The 14,451-nt window shown below is 44.0% G+C and carries 16 protein-coding genes; 10 read left to right on the top strand and 6 right to left on the bottom strand.

All coding sequences use genetic code 11. The features are described 5' to 3' along the window. Positions 1 to 2 precede the first annotated feature (2 nt). The 8 genes from I579_RS05765 to I579_RS05795 all read left to right on the top strand — a co-directional run bounded on the left by I579_RS05765 (position 3) and on the right by I579_RS05795 (position 4,578). Entirely contained in the window at positions 3 to 368 is a 366-nt protein-coding gene (locus tag I579_RS05765) for a type II toxin-antitoxin system PemK/MazF family toxin (RefSeq protein ID WP_010754544.1), read from the top strand. Positions 369 to 582: 214 nt separating this feature from the next. Then, positions 583 to 1,137, top strand: a complete 555-nt coding sequence (locus I579_RS05770; RefSeq protein WP_010754543.1) for a TetR/AcrR family transcriptional regulator — start codon at positions 583 to 585, stop codon at positions 1,135 to 1,137. Between the two features lie 43 nt (positions 1,138 to 1,180). Next, on the top strand, positions 1,181 to 1,408 hold the full coding sequence (locus I579_RS12985; RefSeq protein ID WP_010754542.1) for a hypothetical protein: 228 nt from the start codon (positions 1,181 to 1,183) through the stop codon (positions 1,406 to 1,408). A 27-nt stretch (positions 1,409 to 1,435) separates the two neighbouring features. Next, positions 1,436 to 1,609 (top strand): hypothetical protein, encoded by a 174-nt coding sequence (locus I579_RS12990; protein ID WP_233419260.1) that lies wholly within the window; start codon positions 1,436 to 1,438, stop codon positions 1,607 to 1,609. Beyond that, positions 1,590 to 2,009, top strand: coding sequence for a DUF2871 domain-containing protein (locus tag I579_RS05780; RefSeq protein WP_010754541.1), 420 nt, complete (start codon positions 1,590 to 1,592; stop codon positions 2,007 to 2,009). Before I579_RS12990 ends, I579_RS05780 begins: the two co-directional genes overlap by 20 nt. Next, on the top strand, positions 2,010 to 2,384 hold the full coding sequence (locus I579_RS05785) for an HsmA family protein (protein ID WP_010754540.1): 375 nt from the start codon (positions 2,010 to 2,012) through the stop codon (positions 2,382 to 2,384). Positions 2,385 to 2,654: 270 nt separating this feature from the next. Beyond that, entirely contained in the window at positions 2,655 to 4,250 is a 1,596-nt protein-coding gene (locus I579_RS05790; RefSeq protein WP_010754539.1) for an AcpB/EbpR/MafR family transcriptional regulator, read from the top strand. Between the two features lie 13 nt (positions 4,251 to 4,263). Next, a complete protein-coding gene (locus I579_RS05795; RefSeq protein WP_010754538.1) occupies positions 4,264 to 4,578 on the top strand; it encodes a hypothetical protein in 315 nt (104 codons plus the stop codon). A gap of 49 nt (positions 4,579 to 4,627) precedes the next feature. Here the strand turns inward: I579_RS05795 and I579_RS05800 are convergent, their stop codons facing one another. Then, positions 4,628 to 4,993, bottom strand: coding sequence for an iron chaperone (locus I579_RS05800; RefSeq protein WP_010754537.1), 366 nt, complete (start codon positions 4,991 to 4,993; stop codon positions 4,628 to 4,630). 355 nt (positions 4,994 to 5,348) lie between these two features. Between I579_RS05800 and I579_RS05810 the strand changes: the two genes are divergently transcribed. Then, complete coding sequence (locus tag I579_RS05810) at positions 5,349 to 8,054, top strand: YhgE/Pip domain-containing protein (protein ID WP_034810479.1); 2,706 nt, start codon at positions 5,349 to 5,351, stop codon at positions 8,052 to 8,054. Between the two features lie 103 nt (positions 8,055 to 8,157). After that, entirely contained in the window at positions 8,158 to 8,991 is an 834-nt protein-coding gene (locus tag I579_RS05815; RefSeq protein ID WP_010754534.1) for a Cof-type HAD-IIB family hydrolase, read from the top strand. Between the two features lie 155 nt (positions 8,992 to 9,146). Here I579_RS05815 and tnpA read toward each other — a convergent pair whose 3' ends face one another. The 5 genes from tnpA to uxuA all read right to left on the bottom strand — a co-directional run bounded on the left by tnpA (position 9,147) and on the right by uxuA (position 14,451). After that, on the bottom strand, positions 9,147 to 9,629 hold the full coding sequence (gene tnpA / locus I579_RS05820; RefSeq protein WP_169337950.1) for an IS200/IS605 family transposase: 483 nt from the start codon (positions 9,627 to 9,629) through the stop codon (positions 9,147 to 9,149). A 188-nt stretch (positions 9,630 to 9,817) separates the two neighbouring features. Continuing rightward, positions 9,818 to 10,237, bottom strand: coding sequence for a hypothetical protein (locus tag I579_RS05825; protein WP_010754533.1), 420 nt, complete (start codon positions 10,235 to 10,237; stop codon positions 9,818 to 9,820). 117 nt (positions 10,238 to 10,354) lie between these two features. After that, complete coding sequence (locus tag I579_RS05830) at positions 10,355 to 11,902, bottom strand: MFS transporter (RefSeq protein WP_010754532.1); 1,548 nt, start codon at positions 11,900 to 11,902, stop codon at positions 10,355 to 10,357. Next, entirely contained in the window at positions 11,892 to 13,307 is a 1,416-nt protein-coding gene (gene uxaC / locus I579_RS05835; protein WP_010754531.1) for a glucuronate isomerase, read from the bottom strand. The genes I579_RS05830 and uxaC overlap by 11 nt, the downstream gene beginning before the upstream one ends. Positions 13,308 to 13,371: 64 nt before the next feature. After that, a complete protein-coding gene (gene uxuA / locus I579_RS05840; RefSeq protein WP_010754530.1) occupies positions 13,372 to 14,451 on the bottom strand; it encodes a mannonate dehydratase in 1,080 nt (359 codons plus the stop codon).

A 14,451-nucleotide genomic window follows, 5' to 3' on the forward strand; every position in this document is an offset into this window, starting at 1 on the left:
AGGTGAAACGAGGAGAAATTTATTTCGCCGATCTTTCGCCGGTTATCGGCTCGGAACAAGGGGGCGTGCGCCCGGTCTTAGTGATTCAAAACGACCGGGGCAACCACTTTAGCCCCACTGTGATCATCGCCGCGATTACCGCAAAGATGGCCAAACCCAAACTCCCCACCCATGTGGGCATCAAAGCTTCAAAAATGGGCATCTCCCGGGATTCTGTTATTTTATTGGAACAGATTCGCACCATTGACAAAAGCCGCCTGAAAGAAAAGGTCTGTCAATTGGACGAAAAGAAGATGCGGGAAGTGGACCAAGCACTTAAAATCAGTATCGGTGTGGTCAATCTGGCCCAAACCATAGAAGTCGGCTAAGCGAGCATACATAAAGAAAACCCCAACTAGTCAGTGATTAGTTGGGGTTTTTGTATGGTTCTGTAAAGGAGATGCCGGCTTTTTGTAAATGGTGTAAGCAGCTGGCTAAATCGGTAAAATCTCAGACCAAATTATTTGACGAGATGGCGAAGGTTTTGTATGATACTGAATGTGAACGGTGTTCATGTTCGTTTTTCGTAAGGAGGTGTTACAAATGAATATTGCGGTGAGTTCCAAAGAGGACTTGATTACTGAATGCAAGAAGATTGTGAAACAGCAAGGGATTAAAGGGGTGAGCATCCGCTCTTTGGCCAAGGAAGCGGGGATTTCTACGGGAGCTGTGTACAATTATTTTCCATCGAAAAATCAATTGCTGGCTGAAACCATTGGCAGTATTTGGGGGGAGATTTTTCATTTTTCCAGCTCGAATCTGACCTTTACCAGTTTTTCTCAGTGCTTACAGGCCTTATTTGACAGTATCGAAGCAGGCAAGCAGCTGTATCCTCACTTTTTTACCGAGCATGCCTTGGTGATGTCTATGGAAAATGAAAAAATGGGCAAAAAGCTAATGGCCAGTTACTGGGACCATATTAAAGAAAGTATGTTGCTGACTTTGCGGAGCGATCAACAGGTTCGCCAAGGTGTCTTCGGGCCAGATTTGACCCCAGAGGAGTTTGTCGAGTATTGCTTTGAATTGTTTTTATCCGTGATGGTTAGTGAGAAGCGCTCCGAAAGTTTATTGAAATTTGTGGAAAATGCGCTGTATTAATTTTTTAGATGAAAATGAACACAGTTCAAGTTGGAGGTGGAAGATGGTTCGTCAGAAAACGTTACTTTTATTTGCCGGGATTGTCTGGCTGATTGCAGGGGGCAATGTCTTAAAAATCGGCTTGGAAACTTATCAAGATCATCTTAGTAGTGGCAATCTTCTACTGTCAGTGCTTGTGTTTCTCATATTTTGGTTCATGATTTTTGGGCCGATGACTAAAAAGCATCAGCAGAGAATTTTGAGTTATTCCGGGAAACGGTATTTTTGGTAGTTCTTTGATGGAAAATCCTTTGTGATTATGGCAATTATGATCATTGGTGGGGTAAGCATTCGCGTATTCCATTTGCTTCCTGAATTTTTTATCGCCTTTTTTTATACGGGGTTAGGGGCCGCTTTAGCATTGGCCGGTCTCGCCTTTTTACAAAACTATCTCAAAGAAAGAAGGAAATCAGATGAAAAAAGTAATGAATAGTGCGGTGATCTATTTTATTGTGGCTATGGTCTCCGGTGTTTTTTATCGGGAGTTCACCAAAATGGCAGACTTCTCTGGAAATACGACACTGGGCGTTTTGCACACGCATTTATTGATTTTAGGGACCGGTGTCGCCTTGTTGCTGGCCTTTGTGTTTAAGAAGGAGCAACCAAAAAACTTCAATAAGCTCTTTATCGCCTACAATATCACCTTTCCGCTAATGATTTTGACCATGCTTTTAAGAGGAATTGTGGAGGTCAAAGAAATCACGTTATCACCGGCGTTAAATGCGTCTTTGTCCGGTGTAGCAGGGCTTTCTCACATTGGCATGGCCGTGTGTCTCTTGTTGTTTTTGTTGGAAATCAGAAAAAAATACCTGAAAGAAATCGAGGAATTCTAAATGTCACCATTGTTACTTAGCGCCATTGTTTCGATGATTTTAGCCCTGACTTGTTATACGATTGGGGTCTTTGCAGAGCGCAAAAAAGGGCTGCTTTTACCTTGGCATGCCGTCATTTTTTGGCTAGGTTTTCTTTTTGACAGCACCGGTACGAGTATGATGAGCCGCATTTCAGGAGGGCACTTTGCCTTTAATCTCCATGGGGTGACCGGATTGATTGCCCTTTTGTTAATGGCCTTTCACGCAGTGTGGGCCACGGTGATCTTGGTCAAAAAAGATCATCGCTCCCAGGAGCAGTTTCATAAATTCAGCATCGTCGTTTGGGCCATTTGGTTGGTACCCTTTGTGATCGGGATGTTTATCGGCATGAGCTGATGGATTTTGGCAAAAGCCTTAGTCAAAGTGCTTCCACTAAAGGATTTGGAAGCTGCTTTAACTTAGGCTTTTTTGTTTGGGTAAAGATGAAGTCCTAGCTTGTAGAAAGTGCTTTCGAAATTCGCAGAGATGCGTAAAATATTCTTGACCTTTTATTCAGATTCCGCTAGTTTTAAAATAGGGAGCGTTACGTATTTGACTTATTAGAATCATGGGGATTTTACAAAAAGTGACCAGATTAGGAATTGAAATCACAAGGGGAGTGAGCCTATGCGAGCACTATTGAGTAAAACGATTCAAAGACGCTTGCACTTAATCGAAAGTCTGGCCCATTTGAATACCTGGGTGGCGGTGGATCAGCTAGTTCAGCTGTTGGACTGTACCGACAAGACGTTGATGAAGGATATGGAAATCATCAATGACGAATGGGAAGAATATTTACAAATCGATTTTTCCAAGCGGAAGGGGTTAATGATCCGGGGGGGTCAAACAAACAAGATCAAAAATGTTTACCAACAGGTTTTGCGAGAGTCCACAGAGTTCCAGTTTTTGGAGCGGATTTTCTTCGATCCAACCCAAGATGCGGAATATTGGATGAAGAAGCTGTATTTAAGCAAGACCTCGTTTTATCGCATGGTGCGTCAGTTGACGAAGGCTTTGAAGCGCCATGGGCTGACATTGCAGCGCAAGCCTATTTGTTTAGTGGCAGAGGACGAACGCTGGGTGCGGCTGTTTTATGAGAGTTACTTTGAAGAAACTTATGGCGGGGATTTGTGGCCCTTTGAGACGGATGAGCAGGAGACTTTTTGTTTTCTAATGCGGACGACCACGGACTTTGATGTGTTGTTGGACAACCGCCAAATTCTCCAGCATGCTTATTTATTCATGGTGACCTGTATTCGGGCATCCCAGGGCTTTTTATTGAACCAGGAGATTTACGACGAGCCGGCGGACATTATCGAGCAGTTGATTACCATTTCAAAAAAATACGTGGAGCAGTTGTTGGAAGGAACTAGTTATACTTTGGTGGATGGCTGGATGCGGGAAATCAGTCACGGGGTCTTTTACGAATTTTACAACTGGGCCAATCCCCAGCAAGAATTGCGGATCAAGTTAGCGGTGGATCGCTTTTTGGATAAATTCGTCCGGGCGGTAGATTATCCATTGCCGGCGGAAGATCGCAAGAAGATCGGTCAGCAGATGATGCACTGGTACTTGTCTTACACGATTTATCCTTATGACCGGGTGATTTTGCGGGACGAATGCGAAGAACCAGCCCGGGGCATCCGCACGCTGTATCCGATTTTTTCAAAAATGGTGACGGTTAATTTACAAGAAATCGAGAAAGAGTGCAACTTTCCATGGGCTAAAACCCGGGAAGCGGACATCCTCTGCGCTTTGATTTCCGAGTGGGAAGGCTTGCCTTTGCGCTTAGAAGAACGCCGGCGTCAAGTGCATTTATTAGTGGTCAGTGATCGAGGGCCCAAACATGGGAAGATGCTACGGGATTTATTGAAAGGGCAACTGTACAATAAAGTCACGATTGACATCTACCAAGGCTTTGTCTTGTTTGTGCCACCGGAAGAATTAAAGGAGTTTCAAAGGTACGATATCGTCTTGGCAAACAATCCCATTGAGGGGTATCATGAAGACAACTTGCTGTTGATCGATAACTTTATTTCGGAGGCAGACTGGGGACGCTTGAACAAGGCCATCATCCAAATGCAACGGAAAAAATCCCGGGAATACTTGCGTAAGTTAGACCAAGGAAAGCTTCGTTCCGGGCAGGATGTCTATCCACAACAGGCACGTAAAATTTCCAATTTTCTCTTTGAAGAAGAATCCGACAGTTTTTTTGAGCTGTAGAAAGAAGGCAATAATGGGGCAAGGACAATGGCAAGTCATTAAAGAAAATTTCGGTGAAAAGGAATACCTCGACGGCAATTACTATCGCTTGCGACAAAAAGCAGACGACGAGTATGAGTTGACGATTTTAAAAGGCGGCGTCTGTGGGGAGCCAATCTACCATCCCCGCATTTTGCTCAAAGAGACGGGAAATCTTTTGACTCCCATCAGTCTCTATGACAATTACGAAACGCCTGTGGTTTCCTTACGCTACGAAGACGATCCAGAGCGTCTGACAGAAGCTTTGCAAAACGTGATGCAACAGTTTATCAGTGCGAAGGAATTGTAGATAAAAGAAGCCAAGAACGGCCTAGTGTAGGCTGGTCTTGACTTCTTTTTTAGCGCCAAAATTTATCGTGATCGGCTTTATCTTGAATATTGAATACGATGATTTCCTGGAGCAAGGCCCAGTTCACCGGCTTGTTCCAAGGAATGCGGAAAAGATGACTAGTGGGTTGGTAGCCGGCGTCTGTCAAAGCCTCGTGAAATTTCTTCATTCCAGCGACTTCCGGGGAGACGGAGAGATGTTTTTTGGCACTGCTAAAGCCGATAATAAAGGTACCGTGATCGGTGTACATAGGCTGATTCCAAGCGACTCTGCGTTTTAAAGTGGGAAATGTTTCCTCCACCCAGGCGAAGATTTCCTGAAAACGAGGGACTTGCTCTTCTGGCACGGTGGCCAGATACTCTTCAAAGGTTTCCATGGGATTGCCTCCTTTTCTTTAGCCTAAGCATAGCAAATACTCGCTCAAACTGCCTATTGCTTTGCTTACGGTGATGCCGGGATTGAGGGCGTTTTTTCTTTTGGTTATTTTTAAGCCTAATATTATCTTCCTGAGCACTTTCATGATAAATTTAAAGTAAGTCTTAAGGTGGTTTGCTGGGACTTTTTTTGAAAGAGGTTCCAATTGTGACAGATTTTTTAATTTGTCAGACTCCCCTGGCTTTGGAATCTTTTTTGATAGTAGCAACCGGAATTTCGTGCTAAAGTTACAAAATGAACCGAGGCGCATAGCCTCCTACTAGACGCGTAACATTATGAATTAAAGGATGAGAATGATGAAAAAAATCAAGCATGTTTTTGAGCTGTATCGATTGGATTGGAAACGTATCGCCAAGAGTCCTGTGGCGGTCTTTTTAATCGTGGCCTTGATGATTTTGCCTTCCCTTTATGCTTGGTTTAACATCAAAGCGTTATGGGACCCTTACGGCAACACCGGGGAGCTGCCCATTGCCATTTACAGCAATGACGCCGGGGCGAGTTTGCAGGACAAGGAGCTAAATATCGGCGACCAGGTGTTAGACACCTTGAAGGACAATAAACAGCTAGGCTGGCGCTTTGTAAAATCAAAAAAAGCCGTGGTTGACGGGGTTCGTTCTGGGAAATACTACGCCGGGATTTACTTGCCTAAGAATTTTTCCGAGGACTTGTTGAGTTTTCTTTCCGGGGACATTCAGAAGCCGAAAATCGAATACTTTATCAATGAAAAAATCAACGCCATTGCGCCGAAGATTACCGACAAAGGAGCTAGCAGTCTGCAAGAACAGATTACAGAAAACTTCATTAAAACCGCGAGCGAGACGGTTTTGAAAGTAATGAATGAAGTCGGCTATGACATCGACAGCAATCTGGTAAGCATTAACAAAGTCAAAAATATGATTTTGACCACGGATGAAAATGCCGACGAAATCGACGGCTATGCTAACCAAATTTTGGAACTCAATGACAAGATGCCAGAAATCAAAGAGAAGTTGAAAAAGGCGGAAAGCTTTGTGGATTACTTGCCAGAAGTGGATGCCATGGGGGAAAAGGTCATCGCTTTAAATGACAAAATGCCCGAGCTAGAAGAACAAGCGAAGATTATTTTGACCTTGCAAGAAAAAATCCCTGAAATCAAAAATGCCGGAGATCAGTTGGCTTCTGTGGACAATGACTTCGAAAAAGTGGAGTCGGTTATGAATGACGGGATTACCGAAGCCAAACAAGGCCTCGAAATCATCGCCGCGGTGCAAAAAATCTTGCCTGATGTGGAAAGTATGGGCAACAACGCCAATGAATTTGCCAAACAAATGCAAGCAGCAGCGGAACAATTAGAAACCACCTTGCCTTCCATTACTACTACGGTGAAGACCGTGATTTCTGATTTGACCACGATTAATTCCTTTGTACAATCGGCGGCAGATGAAGTCTCTGCGGCCTTACAGGACAATCAGTTAACCGACGAGGAAAAAGCCGCTTTAGGTGCGACTTTGACCAGTATCTCGGATCGGTTAGGGGATAAGGTTACCAATGTGACCAATTTGCAAAACTTTATTAAAGACTTGCCAAATTACGCCGACGATACCAATTTGCAAAACATCGTCAGCCAATTGGAAAATGTGAAGACCTTGATTCAAGGCTTGCAAACCCGGGTGAATAATTTAAATGCGGCCATTCAAGCCGGAAATATCGATGAAGCCACCAATGCTTTAGGTGCTGTCAGCGATTTGGCCAACCAATTGAACAGTGCTTTAGGTAATATCAGTGTCGATAATATCGCCGCTCAAGTGGACAAAGGCTTGCAATTAGTAATCGGCACCATGAAAGATGCGCAAACGGCTATCGGCAAAGCGCAAGGCATCGACTTTACCAGCCTTTTGAGCAATACCTCCAAAACGGTTTCCAACGCCGTTGATTTATTGGAAAAATATCAAAAGCAAATGCCGGCAATCAAACAGGAAGTTCACGATGCCAATGTCTTGTTAAATGGCCACATGGATGAGATTGTCAATGGCATTAACAAAGGCGCCGACTTGTACAACAATGAATTGCCTGAGTTGAAAGCCAAATTGGCCCTAGCGACAGATTTCCTTAAGAATGACTGGCCGGGGATCAAAAAAGAAATCACTCAAACCATGGACATGGTAGAAGAAAAAATGCCGCAATTAGAAGAAGGCTTGTCTCTGGCTTCTGATTTGATTAAAAATGATTGGCCACTTTTGAAAGAAGGCCTACACAAAGCCGCCGAAGCCATTCGCAAAGGGGAAAAAGAAGCCGACCTAGGGGAAATCATCAAACTTTTGAAGTCGGATGCCAATGCGGAAAGTGAATTCTTCACCAATCCAGTGGAACTGGATACCACCCAAATGTACCCAATTAAAAACAATGGTTCGGCTAGTACGCCGTTCTACACTGCTTTGTGTCTGTGGGTTGGAGCATTATTGCTATCCAGTGTGGCTAGCACGGAGTACTTCCTAGAAGGCAAAGACAAGGAAAAATACAGCAAACGGGAAACTTTCGTGGCCCGGATGTTGACCTTCTTGACCATGGCGGTAGCCCAATCCTTAGTGGTTTCTCTGGGGAACTACTTCTTACTGGGCGTGGACGTGCGGGCGCCGTTTTACGCAGTACTCTTTGCCCTCTTGGTAGGCCTGGCCTTTATGATGATCGTCTACGTCTTAGCCGCCTTGTTTGGCAATATCGGAAAAGGGATCGCCATTATCATTTTGGTCTTGTCCATTTCCGGTGGTGGGGGGAACTATCCAATCCAAGTTTCCGGGAAGTTCTTCCAAATGATCAATCCGTTTCTACCATTCACCCATGCGGTGGACCTGTTACGGGAGTCCGCCGGGGGAATCTACTGGCCGAATGCTTGGCCGAATATCTTCATTATGATTGGCTTGTTTGTAGGCTTCGCAATTATCGGATTGCTTGCGTATCCGAAAATCGATGTCTTCACCAAGCGCATGGACAAAGTCTCCAAAGAAAGTCATTTCTTCCATTAATCCTAAGAAATACTAGACAGCGCCTCAACGAATCTTGTTGGGGCGCTTTTTTTGCGGAAATCTGCTAGGATAATAGTGAGTCGATAAAAAGGAGGGGCGCCAGATGAACAGGACAGACATTCAATTAATCGTAAGCGACATCGATGGCACAATCTTAAATTCGGAACATCAAGTCACCCAGGAGCTAAAGGGAACCTTAGAAGCAGTAACTAAAGTCAGTATTCCCTTTGTTTTGACTTCTGCCCGGTCGCCTTTGGCCATGGCGCACATTCGAGACGAGTTGGGCTTAGAAACGCCCCTAGTCGCTTATAACGGGGCCTATATCAGTGAGTACCAGACGGAAAAAGAGCTCTTTAGTCTGCCGGTGGATTTTACAGAGGCTAACAAAGTGATCCAGTTGGCGAATCGTCGCTATCCGGAAGTGGCCATTAACATCTATGCCGGAAATCGTTGGCTAGTGCCTAAGCGCAATCCTTGGGTGCAATTGGAAGAAGAGATCACCCAAATGAAAGCAGAAGAAGTGGAGTTACACCGTTTTTTAGCAGAAGAACCAGCGATTCATAAAGTCCTTTTCATTGGAGATCAAGAACCTTTGGAACAATTAGAGCGGTCCATTGGCAATCTCGTCTTATTGGAGTCCGCACAATACCGCTCGAAGGAAAACTACTTGGAATTCACCCATAAAAAGGTCTCTAAGGCCTTGGCCTTGGAACAGGTGGCTGCCTATTACCAAGTGGATTTGGCCCACACCTTGGCCATTGGAGACCACGATAACGACGTGAGTATGATCGGAGCTGCAGGGGTAGGGGTCGCCATGGGCAATGCCTCGGAAGCTGCCAGAAAAAAAGCCGACTTTATCACCGCCGACAACAATCACAACGGTGTGGCAGTGGTCTTAAAACAAGTGCTACAAGGCAAGCAAGAAAGAAGTGAGTAAGTAGGCAATCGTTTCGTCAATCATTACCACCCGTCTAACGGGTGGTTTGCTCTGCGGGTGTAACCCCTTGTTGCTATGGCTACGCCTAAAGACGTTATCCTTCACTTTGTTCAGGCTCAATGCCCTTGGCACTTTCACTTACCGGTCAAACCGGTTTATTTTTTTCTGAAGCCACCATCTGAAAATGGGTCTTCATATTCTCGTACACTCAATTTATCGAGTGCGATATCGTGTGATTCCTGTTCCCGAATATACTTTGCGATTGTTTTTTCGTTTAATCCCACGGTACTAACATAATATCCTTCTGCCCAAAATTTTCGATTGCCATACTTATATTTCAAGTTGGCATGACGATCAAAAATTTGTAAGGCACTTTTGCTCTTTAAATAGCCAACAAATGAAGAGATACTAATTTTGGGTGGAATACTTACCAATATATGAACATGATCTGGCATCATATGTCCTTCGATAATTTCGACTCCTTTGTACTTGCACAAGAGTTGGAAGATCTCAATTAAATCTCGCCGTACTTGATTGTAAATTAGTTTCCGTCTATACTTTGGTGTAAATACAATATGATACTTACACATCCATTTTGTATGCGCTAAGCTGTTTGTTTTATTTGCCAAAAATCCCATTCCTTTCAATTGAGCCTGAACAACCCAATTGTACGACAGGAATGGGATTTTTGGTGGCATAGCCACTGATTCTCTACCCGCATAGCGGGTAGTTTTTTGTTTCGGACGCTGTGCGACCTCAACAGGGCTCCACGCCCAACTAACAAAAAAAGCCCTCAGGCAATTTGCCTGAGGGCTTTTCGAATCACTTATAAAGCTTTTTCAATGTCTTGAAGCAAGTCTTCGTAGAGGCTAGTCCAAGATTTTTGACCGAGGTATTTGATGCGCATTCCTTCGGTGAAGTTTTCAAAGAGAGTGCTGACTTGGGCTTTTACTTCAGGTGCTAGAGTCAGAGCCGCAATTTTTTCTTGAATCATTTGATTGGCTTGCCAGCTGCGTAGCGTTTCCCATTGGTTATAGGTCATGGGAACGACTTCTGCGTCGTTAAAGACCATGGCAAAGGTATCTGAGGTGATCATTTTTTCTAAGTCTGCAAGGGTTGCCCCTGGGTTCAAGGCGATTTCAGCTAATTTTTCGCTTTCTTCAATACGGGGAGCAGCTTCCCAAGTGATGGGTAAGTTGACCATTTTGTCTGCTACTTGGTTGTAGAAAATAATTGTTTCGTTCATGTGAAACACTCCTTTGATAAAAATATTCGCCAAATTTTTAAAACCATTGAAAAGAAAGGCTCCTAGACCGACTAGGCGTTGATCTAGGAGCCCCAAGTTATTGCTTAACCAAATTGCTTAGGTTAAGGGTTGATCAGGCCAGCTTTCTTGATAAGGGTGGCCAGTCAATTCTTCCACAACTTCTTTTGCTTCAGGAGTGACATCGTCTTTTGAGCCACCAGCTTCTAAACGGTTGATTTCAGCTTTCAACACGGCATGAGTTTCACGATTCAAGCGGAATTTCCATGCAGTGAACAAGGACAAAGCAAAGAGTACAACCGGTGCTACGAAGAAGATCAATGCAATCCCTACTTGAACATTGTGAGGGGTTGAATTCAAATCCAACATAGTTTTGGAATCAAAGCCGATTTCGGCTAATAAAATCCCGGCAATCCAGGAAGCCAAGGCACCAGTTGATTTTCTGAAGAAGGTCATTACAGAAGCGTAAACCCCAGCCCGGTCGCCCCGAGTCATGATTCGGTCAACGTCTGGGATAAATGGAAAGACATTCCATGGAGTGAATTCCAAAATTGCCCGAGCGCATTGATACAAAATAGAAATGATGATCAAAACCCAGACAGCGTTCTTGACTTGGAAAGCCCAAGTTAAGAAGTAACCAACCATGGTGATAATCAAAGTGGTGTAGCTAAGGGTAAACAAGTATTTCGGTCCGTGAGTCAACATCAACTTAGCGGCACCTAGTGTAGCAAGGATCCCAAAGACGGATAAAGCTTGCAAGGTCCAAGGAGTATCGGCTTTGGCACCGTGGATACAGCAGATGATGAAGGTTGGCAACATAGTGGAGTAGAAGTCTTTCCCGGTGAAAGAAAGCAGGTAAATTGCCAAATGTTTACGGAATGCTTTGTTTTTAAAGGTGGAGAAATAATCGGAAACGGTCTTTTTAACAAAGGCGCCTAAACTTAATTTTGGTTGACTTTCTAATTCTGCAATAAATTCAGGCGTTAATGGACGTTCCCAAGTTGTACGGTAGGAAACAAAGATTGCCACAACGAAGATGACGGTCCAAATAATCCCGGTGATCAAGTAAGCATTAGGATTTTCCATCCGTTTTAAAGCGGCCAAGACTAGGAATACAATGGCAGTCCCAGTTGCGGAAATAAACATCCGAGAACCAGACAAGACAGTCCGTTTGTTGTAGTCGTCGGTCATTTCAGTTGGCAAGGTTTCCCATGGAATCAAGATCATGGCAATCGCAATTTCGATGGCGATGTAAATGATCAAGTAATAATGCCAATCATCTGATTGAATCCAAAACAGTGGGAACAACACGGCGAATAAAATACCGCCTAAGAGCATGAAGAAGTGGCGTCGGCCAAAACGTTGCCCTAATTTTGTCTTGTAGAAACCATCTGTAATAGCACCGAAGAAGAGGGTGAAGATGGCATCCACAATCCGACCAATCCCGGTAATCGCCCCGGCAAATGCCGGATTGATCCCTTGGCTTAATACAAAGGCGAAAATAACGCCGGAAACAATATTATTCCAACCGCCACCCATTAAGTCGGTTAACCCGTAACCAATCCCGCGAGCAACGGTGATATCTTTTGGTTGATATACCCAATTTTTTTCTGACTCATTACTTTTCTTATTCTCCTTAGGCTTCAAAAAAGCCGAAATAATTGTAGGCGTTGTTGTAGCAAATGTCTGCTACGATTTGTCCCAAGTACGCTTCGTCGGCAGGTAGACGACCAGCATCGACCCATTCCCCTAGTAATTGACACAGTACGCGGCGGAAGTATTCGTGACGAGGGTAACTTAAGAAACTCCGGGAATCTGTAAGCATCCCAGTGAAATTAGCCAATAAGCTTTGTTGAGCCATGGTGGTTAATTGTTGACGCATGCCTTCAGCGGTATCGTTGAACCACCAAGCACAGCCTAATTGAAGTTTTTGTACCATGCCACCTTGGAAGCTTTGCATTGCGGTAGCTAAAGGCAACCAGTCTGTTGGATTCAAGGAATACAAAATGGTTTTTGGTAAGTGACCAGCGGCTTCGGCTTCATCAAAGAGAGCCACGATATTGTGTGCAAGACCGGCTTGGTCCCCCATGGAGTCGCCACCCACGTTGATACCGACTTCTTTTTTCAAGGTGCGAGAGTCATTCCGCAAAGCATTCATGTGCATTTGCATTGTCCAGCCGTGTTTTTCATATTCGGCCATTAAGTGCAATTGAATAGCGGTAACAAATTGGGCAACTTCGTCGGCAGTAAAAGCAGTTTTGCCACTTAAAGCAGCTTGTAAGATTTCGTCCAATGCTTCTGGTGTACTAGTATGGTAATAATAGGTGTTCAAACCTTGGTCAGCTAGGCGTCCGCCAATGCTGTGGAAGTAATCCACTCGTTGGCTTAGCGCTTGTTTCAAATCAGCGAAAGTTTTAATGGTGATACCAGCGGCTTGACCGAGTTTTTCAATGTAAGCTGGATAGCCGTCCGCCGTAATGCCCCAAACATTATCTGGTCTAAAGGTTGGCAAAACTTTAAAGGCGTTGTTTTGTTTTGCCAATTCTTGATGGTAGTGCAAATCATCAGCAGGATCATCTGTGGTGCAGACGGCTTTGACGTTCATCATTTCCAATAATTGTTTTGGACGGTAGTCGTCTGTTTGGATTTTTTCATTGGCTAAGCGCCAGATTTCTGGTGCATTCTTTTCATTGATCGTTAAGTCAATGTCAAAATAGCGACGCAATTCTAAATGAGACCATTCAAAAATAGGATTGCCAGGAGCCTTTTCGATTGTTTTCACAAAGGCGAAGAACTTATCGTAATCGTCACCATTGCCACTAATCAATTCTTCCGGGACACCGTTTGCCCGCATTAGACGCCATTTGTAGTGGTCGCCAGCGCCACGGTCATTTAACCAAACTTGAGTCAAATTGGCATATTGTTCATTTTTGAACATATCAATCGGTTCTAAATGGCAGTGGTAGTCGATAATCGGTTGTTCCTCTGCAAATTTGTGGAACAGCGCTTTGGCAGTTTCATTTTCTAATAAGAAATCTTGATCTAAAAACATAGATAAACGCTTCCTTTTTTAATAGTTTAGGATGAGGAGTATGGCTCCTCATCCAGTGTAATCCTTATTTTTTGTCGGCTTTTTCCAAAGCTTCCCACAGGCCGTTCAAGTAAACAGCACCTAGGGCACGGTCGTATAAGCCATAGCCGGGACGACCTGTTTCTCCCCAAATCATGCGGCCATGATCGGGACGGATGTAGCCGTCAAAGCCATTGTCATACATTGCTTTCAAGACTTTGTACATATCTAATGAACCGTATTCTGATTTATGTGGTGCTTCGTAAAAATCAAGGCCATTGTCGTTGATGTACTTGATATTGCGCACGTGGGCGAAGGGGATGCGATCCCGTTTACAAAATTCAGCTAAAATTTCGTAGACATCATTGTCTGGACGTTCGGCAATACTACCAGTACACAAGGTGATGCCGTTGCTTGGAGAGTCTACAACGTTACAGATCCAATCAAGGTCATCGCGGTTTTTCACAACCCGTGGCAAACCAAAGATGGAGTATGGAGGATCATCTGGGTGAACCGCCATTTTTATGCCGACTTCTTCACAAGTAGGAATGATGGCTTTCAAGAAGTACGCGAAGTTTTCCCGTAGTTTTGCTTCATCTACATCTTTGTAAGCTTCAAACAATTGTTTCACTTGGGCCAAACGTTCTGGTTCCCAGCCTGGTAATTCGAAATCATTGCTAGAACCTTCTACTTTTTTGATGATTTCTTCTGGATCTTCTGGAATATCCTTCGCGATGTAAGCAAGGGTAGAAGAGCCATCAGCTAATTTGTAATCCAAGTCTGATTTTACCCAGTCAAAGACAGGCATAAAGTTGTAACAAATCACTTCGATGCCGAATTCGGCTAAATTGCGAATGGTTTGTTTGTAGTTTTCAATATATTGATCCCGAGTTGGCAACCCGATTTTAATGTCATCATGAATGTTGACACTTTCGATGACTTTTAAGGTCATGCCATTGGCTTCGATTTCTTCTTTTAAGGCTTTGATTCGATCTTTGGGCCAAACTTCACCGGCTGGGATATCCATTAAAGTTCCTACAATCCCTTTCATACCTGGGATTTGGCGGATTTCTGATAATTTGATTTTTTCTTCGTTGGCGCCATACCATCTAAAGGTCATTTCCAT

The sequence above is a fragment of the Enterococcus asini ATCC 700915 genome, from assembly GCF_000407365.1.
Lineage (GTDB): Bacteria > Bacillota > Bacilli > Lactobacillales > Enterococcaceae > Enterococcus_C > Enterococcus_C asini.

What these genes read in the sequence shown, in the direction of transcription:
- uxuA (WP_010754530.1), bottom strand. Translation starts at nt 14,451, where the DNA reads ATGGAAATGACCTTTAGATGGTATGGCGCCAACGAAGAAAAAATCAAA.
- I579_RS12990 (WP_233419260.1), top strand. Translation starts at nt 1,436, where the DNA reads ATGGCAATTATGATCATTGGTGGGGTAAGCATTCGCGTATTCCATTTG.
- I579_RS05800 (WP_010754537.1), bottom strand. Translation starts at nt 4,993, where the DNA reads ATGGAAACCTTTGAAGAGTATCTGGCCACCGTGCCAGAAGAGCAAGTC.
- I579_RS05815 (WP_010754534.1), top strand. Translation starts at nt 8,158, where the DNA reads ATGAACAGGACAGACATTCAATTAATCGTAAGCGACATCGATGGCACA.
- I579_RS05770 (WP_010754543.1), top strand. Translation starts at nt 583, where the DNA reads ATGAATATTGCGGTGAGTTCCAAAGAGGACTTGATTACTGAATGCAAG.
- I579_RS05780 (WP_010754541.1), top strand. Translation starts at nt 1,590, where the DNA reads ATGAAAAAAGTAATGAATAGTGCGGTGATCTATTTTATTGTGGCTATG.
- tnpA (WP_169337950.1), bottom strand. Translation starts at nt 9,629, where the DNA reads ATGGGATTTTTGGCAAATAAAACAAACAGCTTAGCGCATACAAAATGG.
- I579_RS12985 (WP_010754542.1), top strand. Translation starts at nt 1,181, where the DNA reads ATGGTTCGTCAGAAAACGTTACTTTTATTTGCCGGGATTGTCTGGCTG.
- I579_RS05810 (WP_034810479.1), top strand. Translation starts at nt 5,349, where the DNA reads ATGAAAAAAATCAAGCATGTTTTTGAGCTGTATCGATTGGATTGGAAA.
- I579_RS05825 (WP_010754533.1), bottom strand. Translation starts at nt 10,237, where the DNA reads ATGAACGAAACAATTATTTTCTACAACCAAGTAGCAGACAAAATGGTC.
- I579_RS05795 (WP_010754538.1), top strand. Translation starts at nt 4,264, where the DNA reads ATGGGGCAAGGACAATGGCAAGTCATTAAAGAAAATTTCGGTGAAAAG.
- uxaC (WP_010754531.1), bottom strand. Translation starts at nt 13,307, where the DNA reads ATGTTTTTAGATCAAGATTTCTTATTAGAAAATGAAACTGCCAAAGCG.
- I579_RS05790 (WP_010754539.1), top strand. Translation starts at nt 2,655, where the DNA reads ATGCGAGCACTATTGAGTAAAACGATTCAAAGACGCTTGCACTTAATC.
- I579_RS05785 (WP_010754540.1), top strand. Translation starts at nt 2,010, where the DNA reads ATGTCACCATTGTTACTTAGCGCCATTGTTTCGATGATTTTAGCCCTG.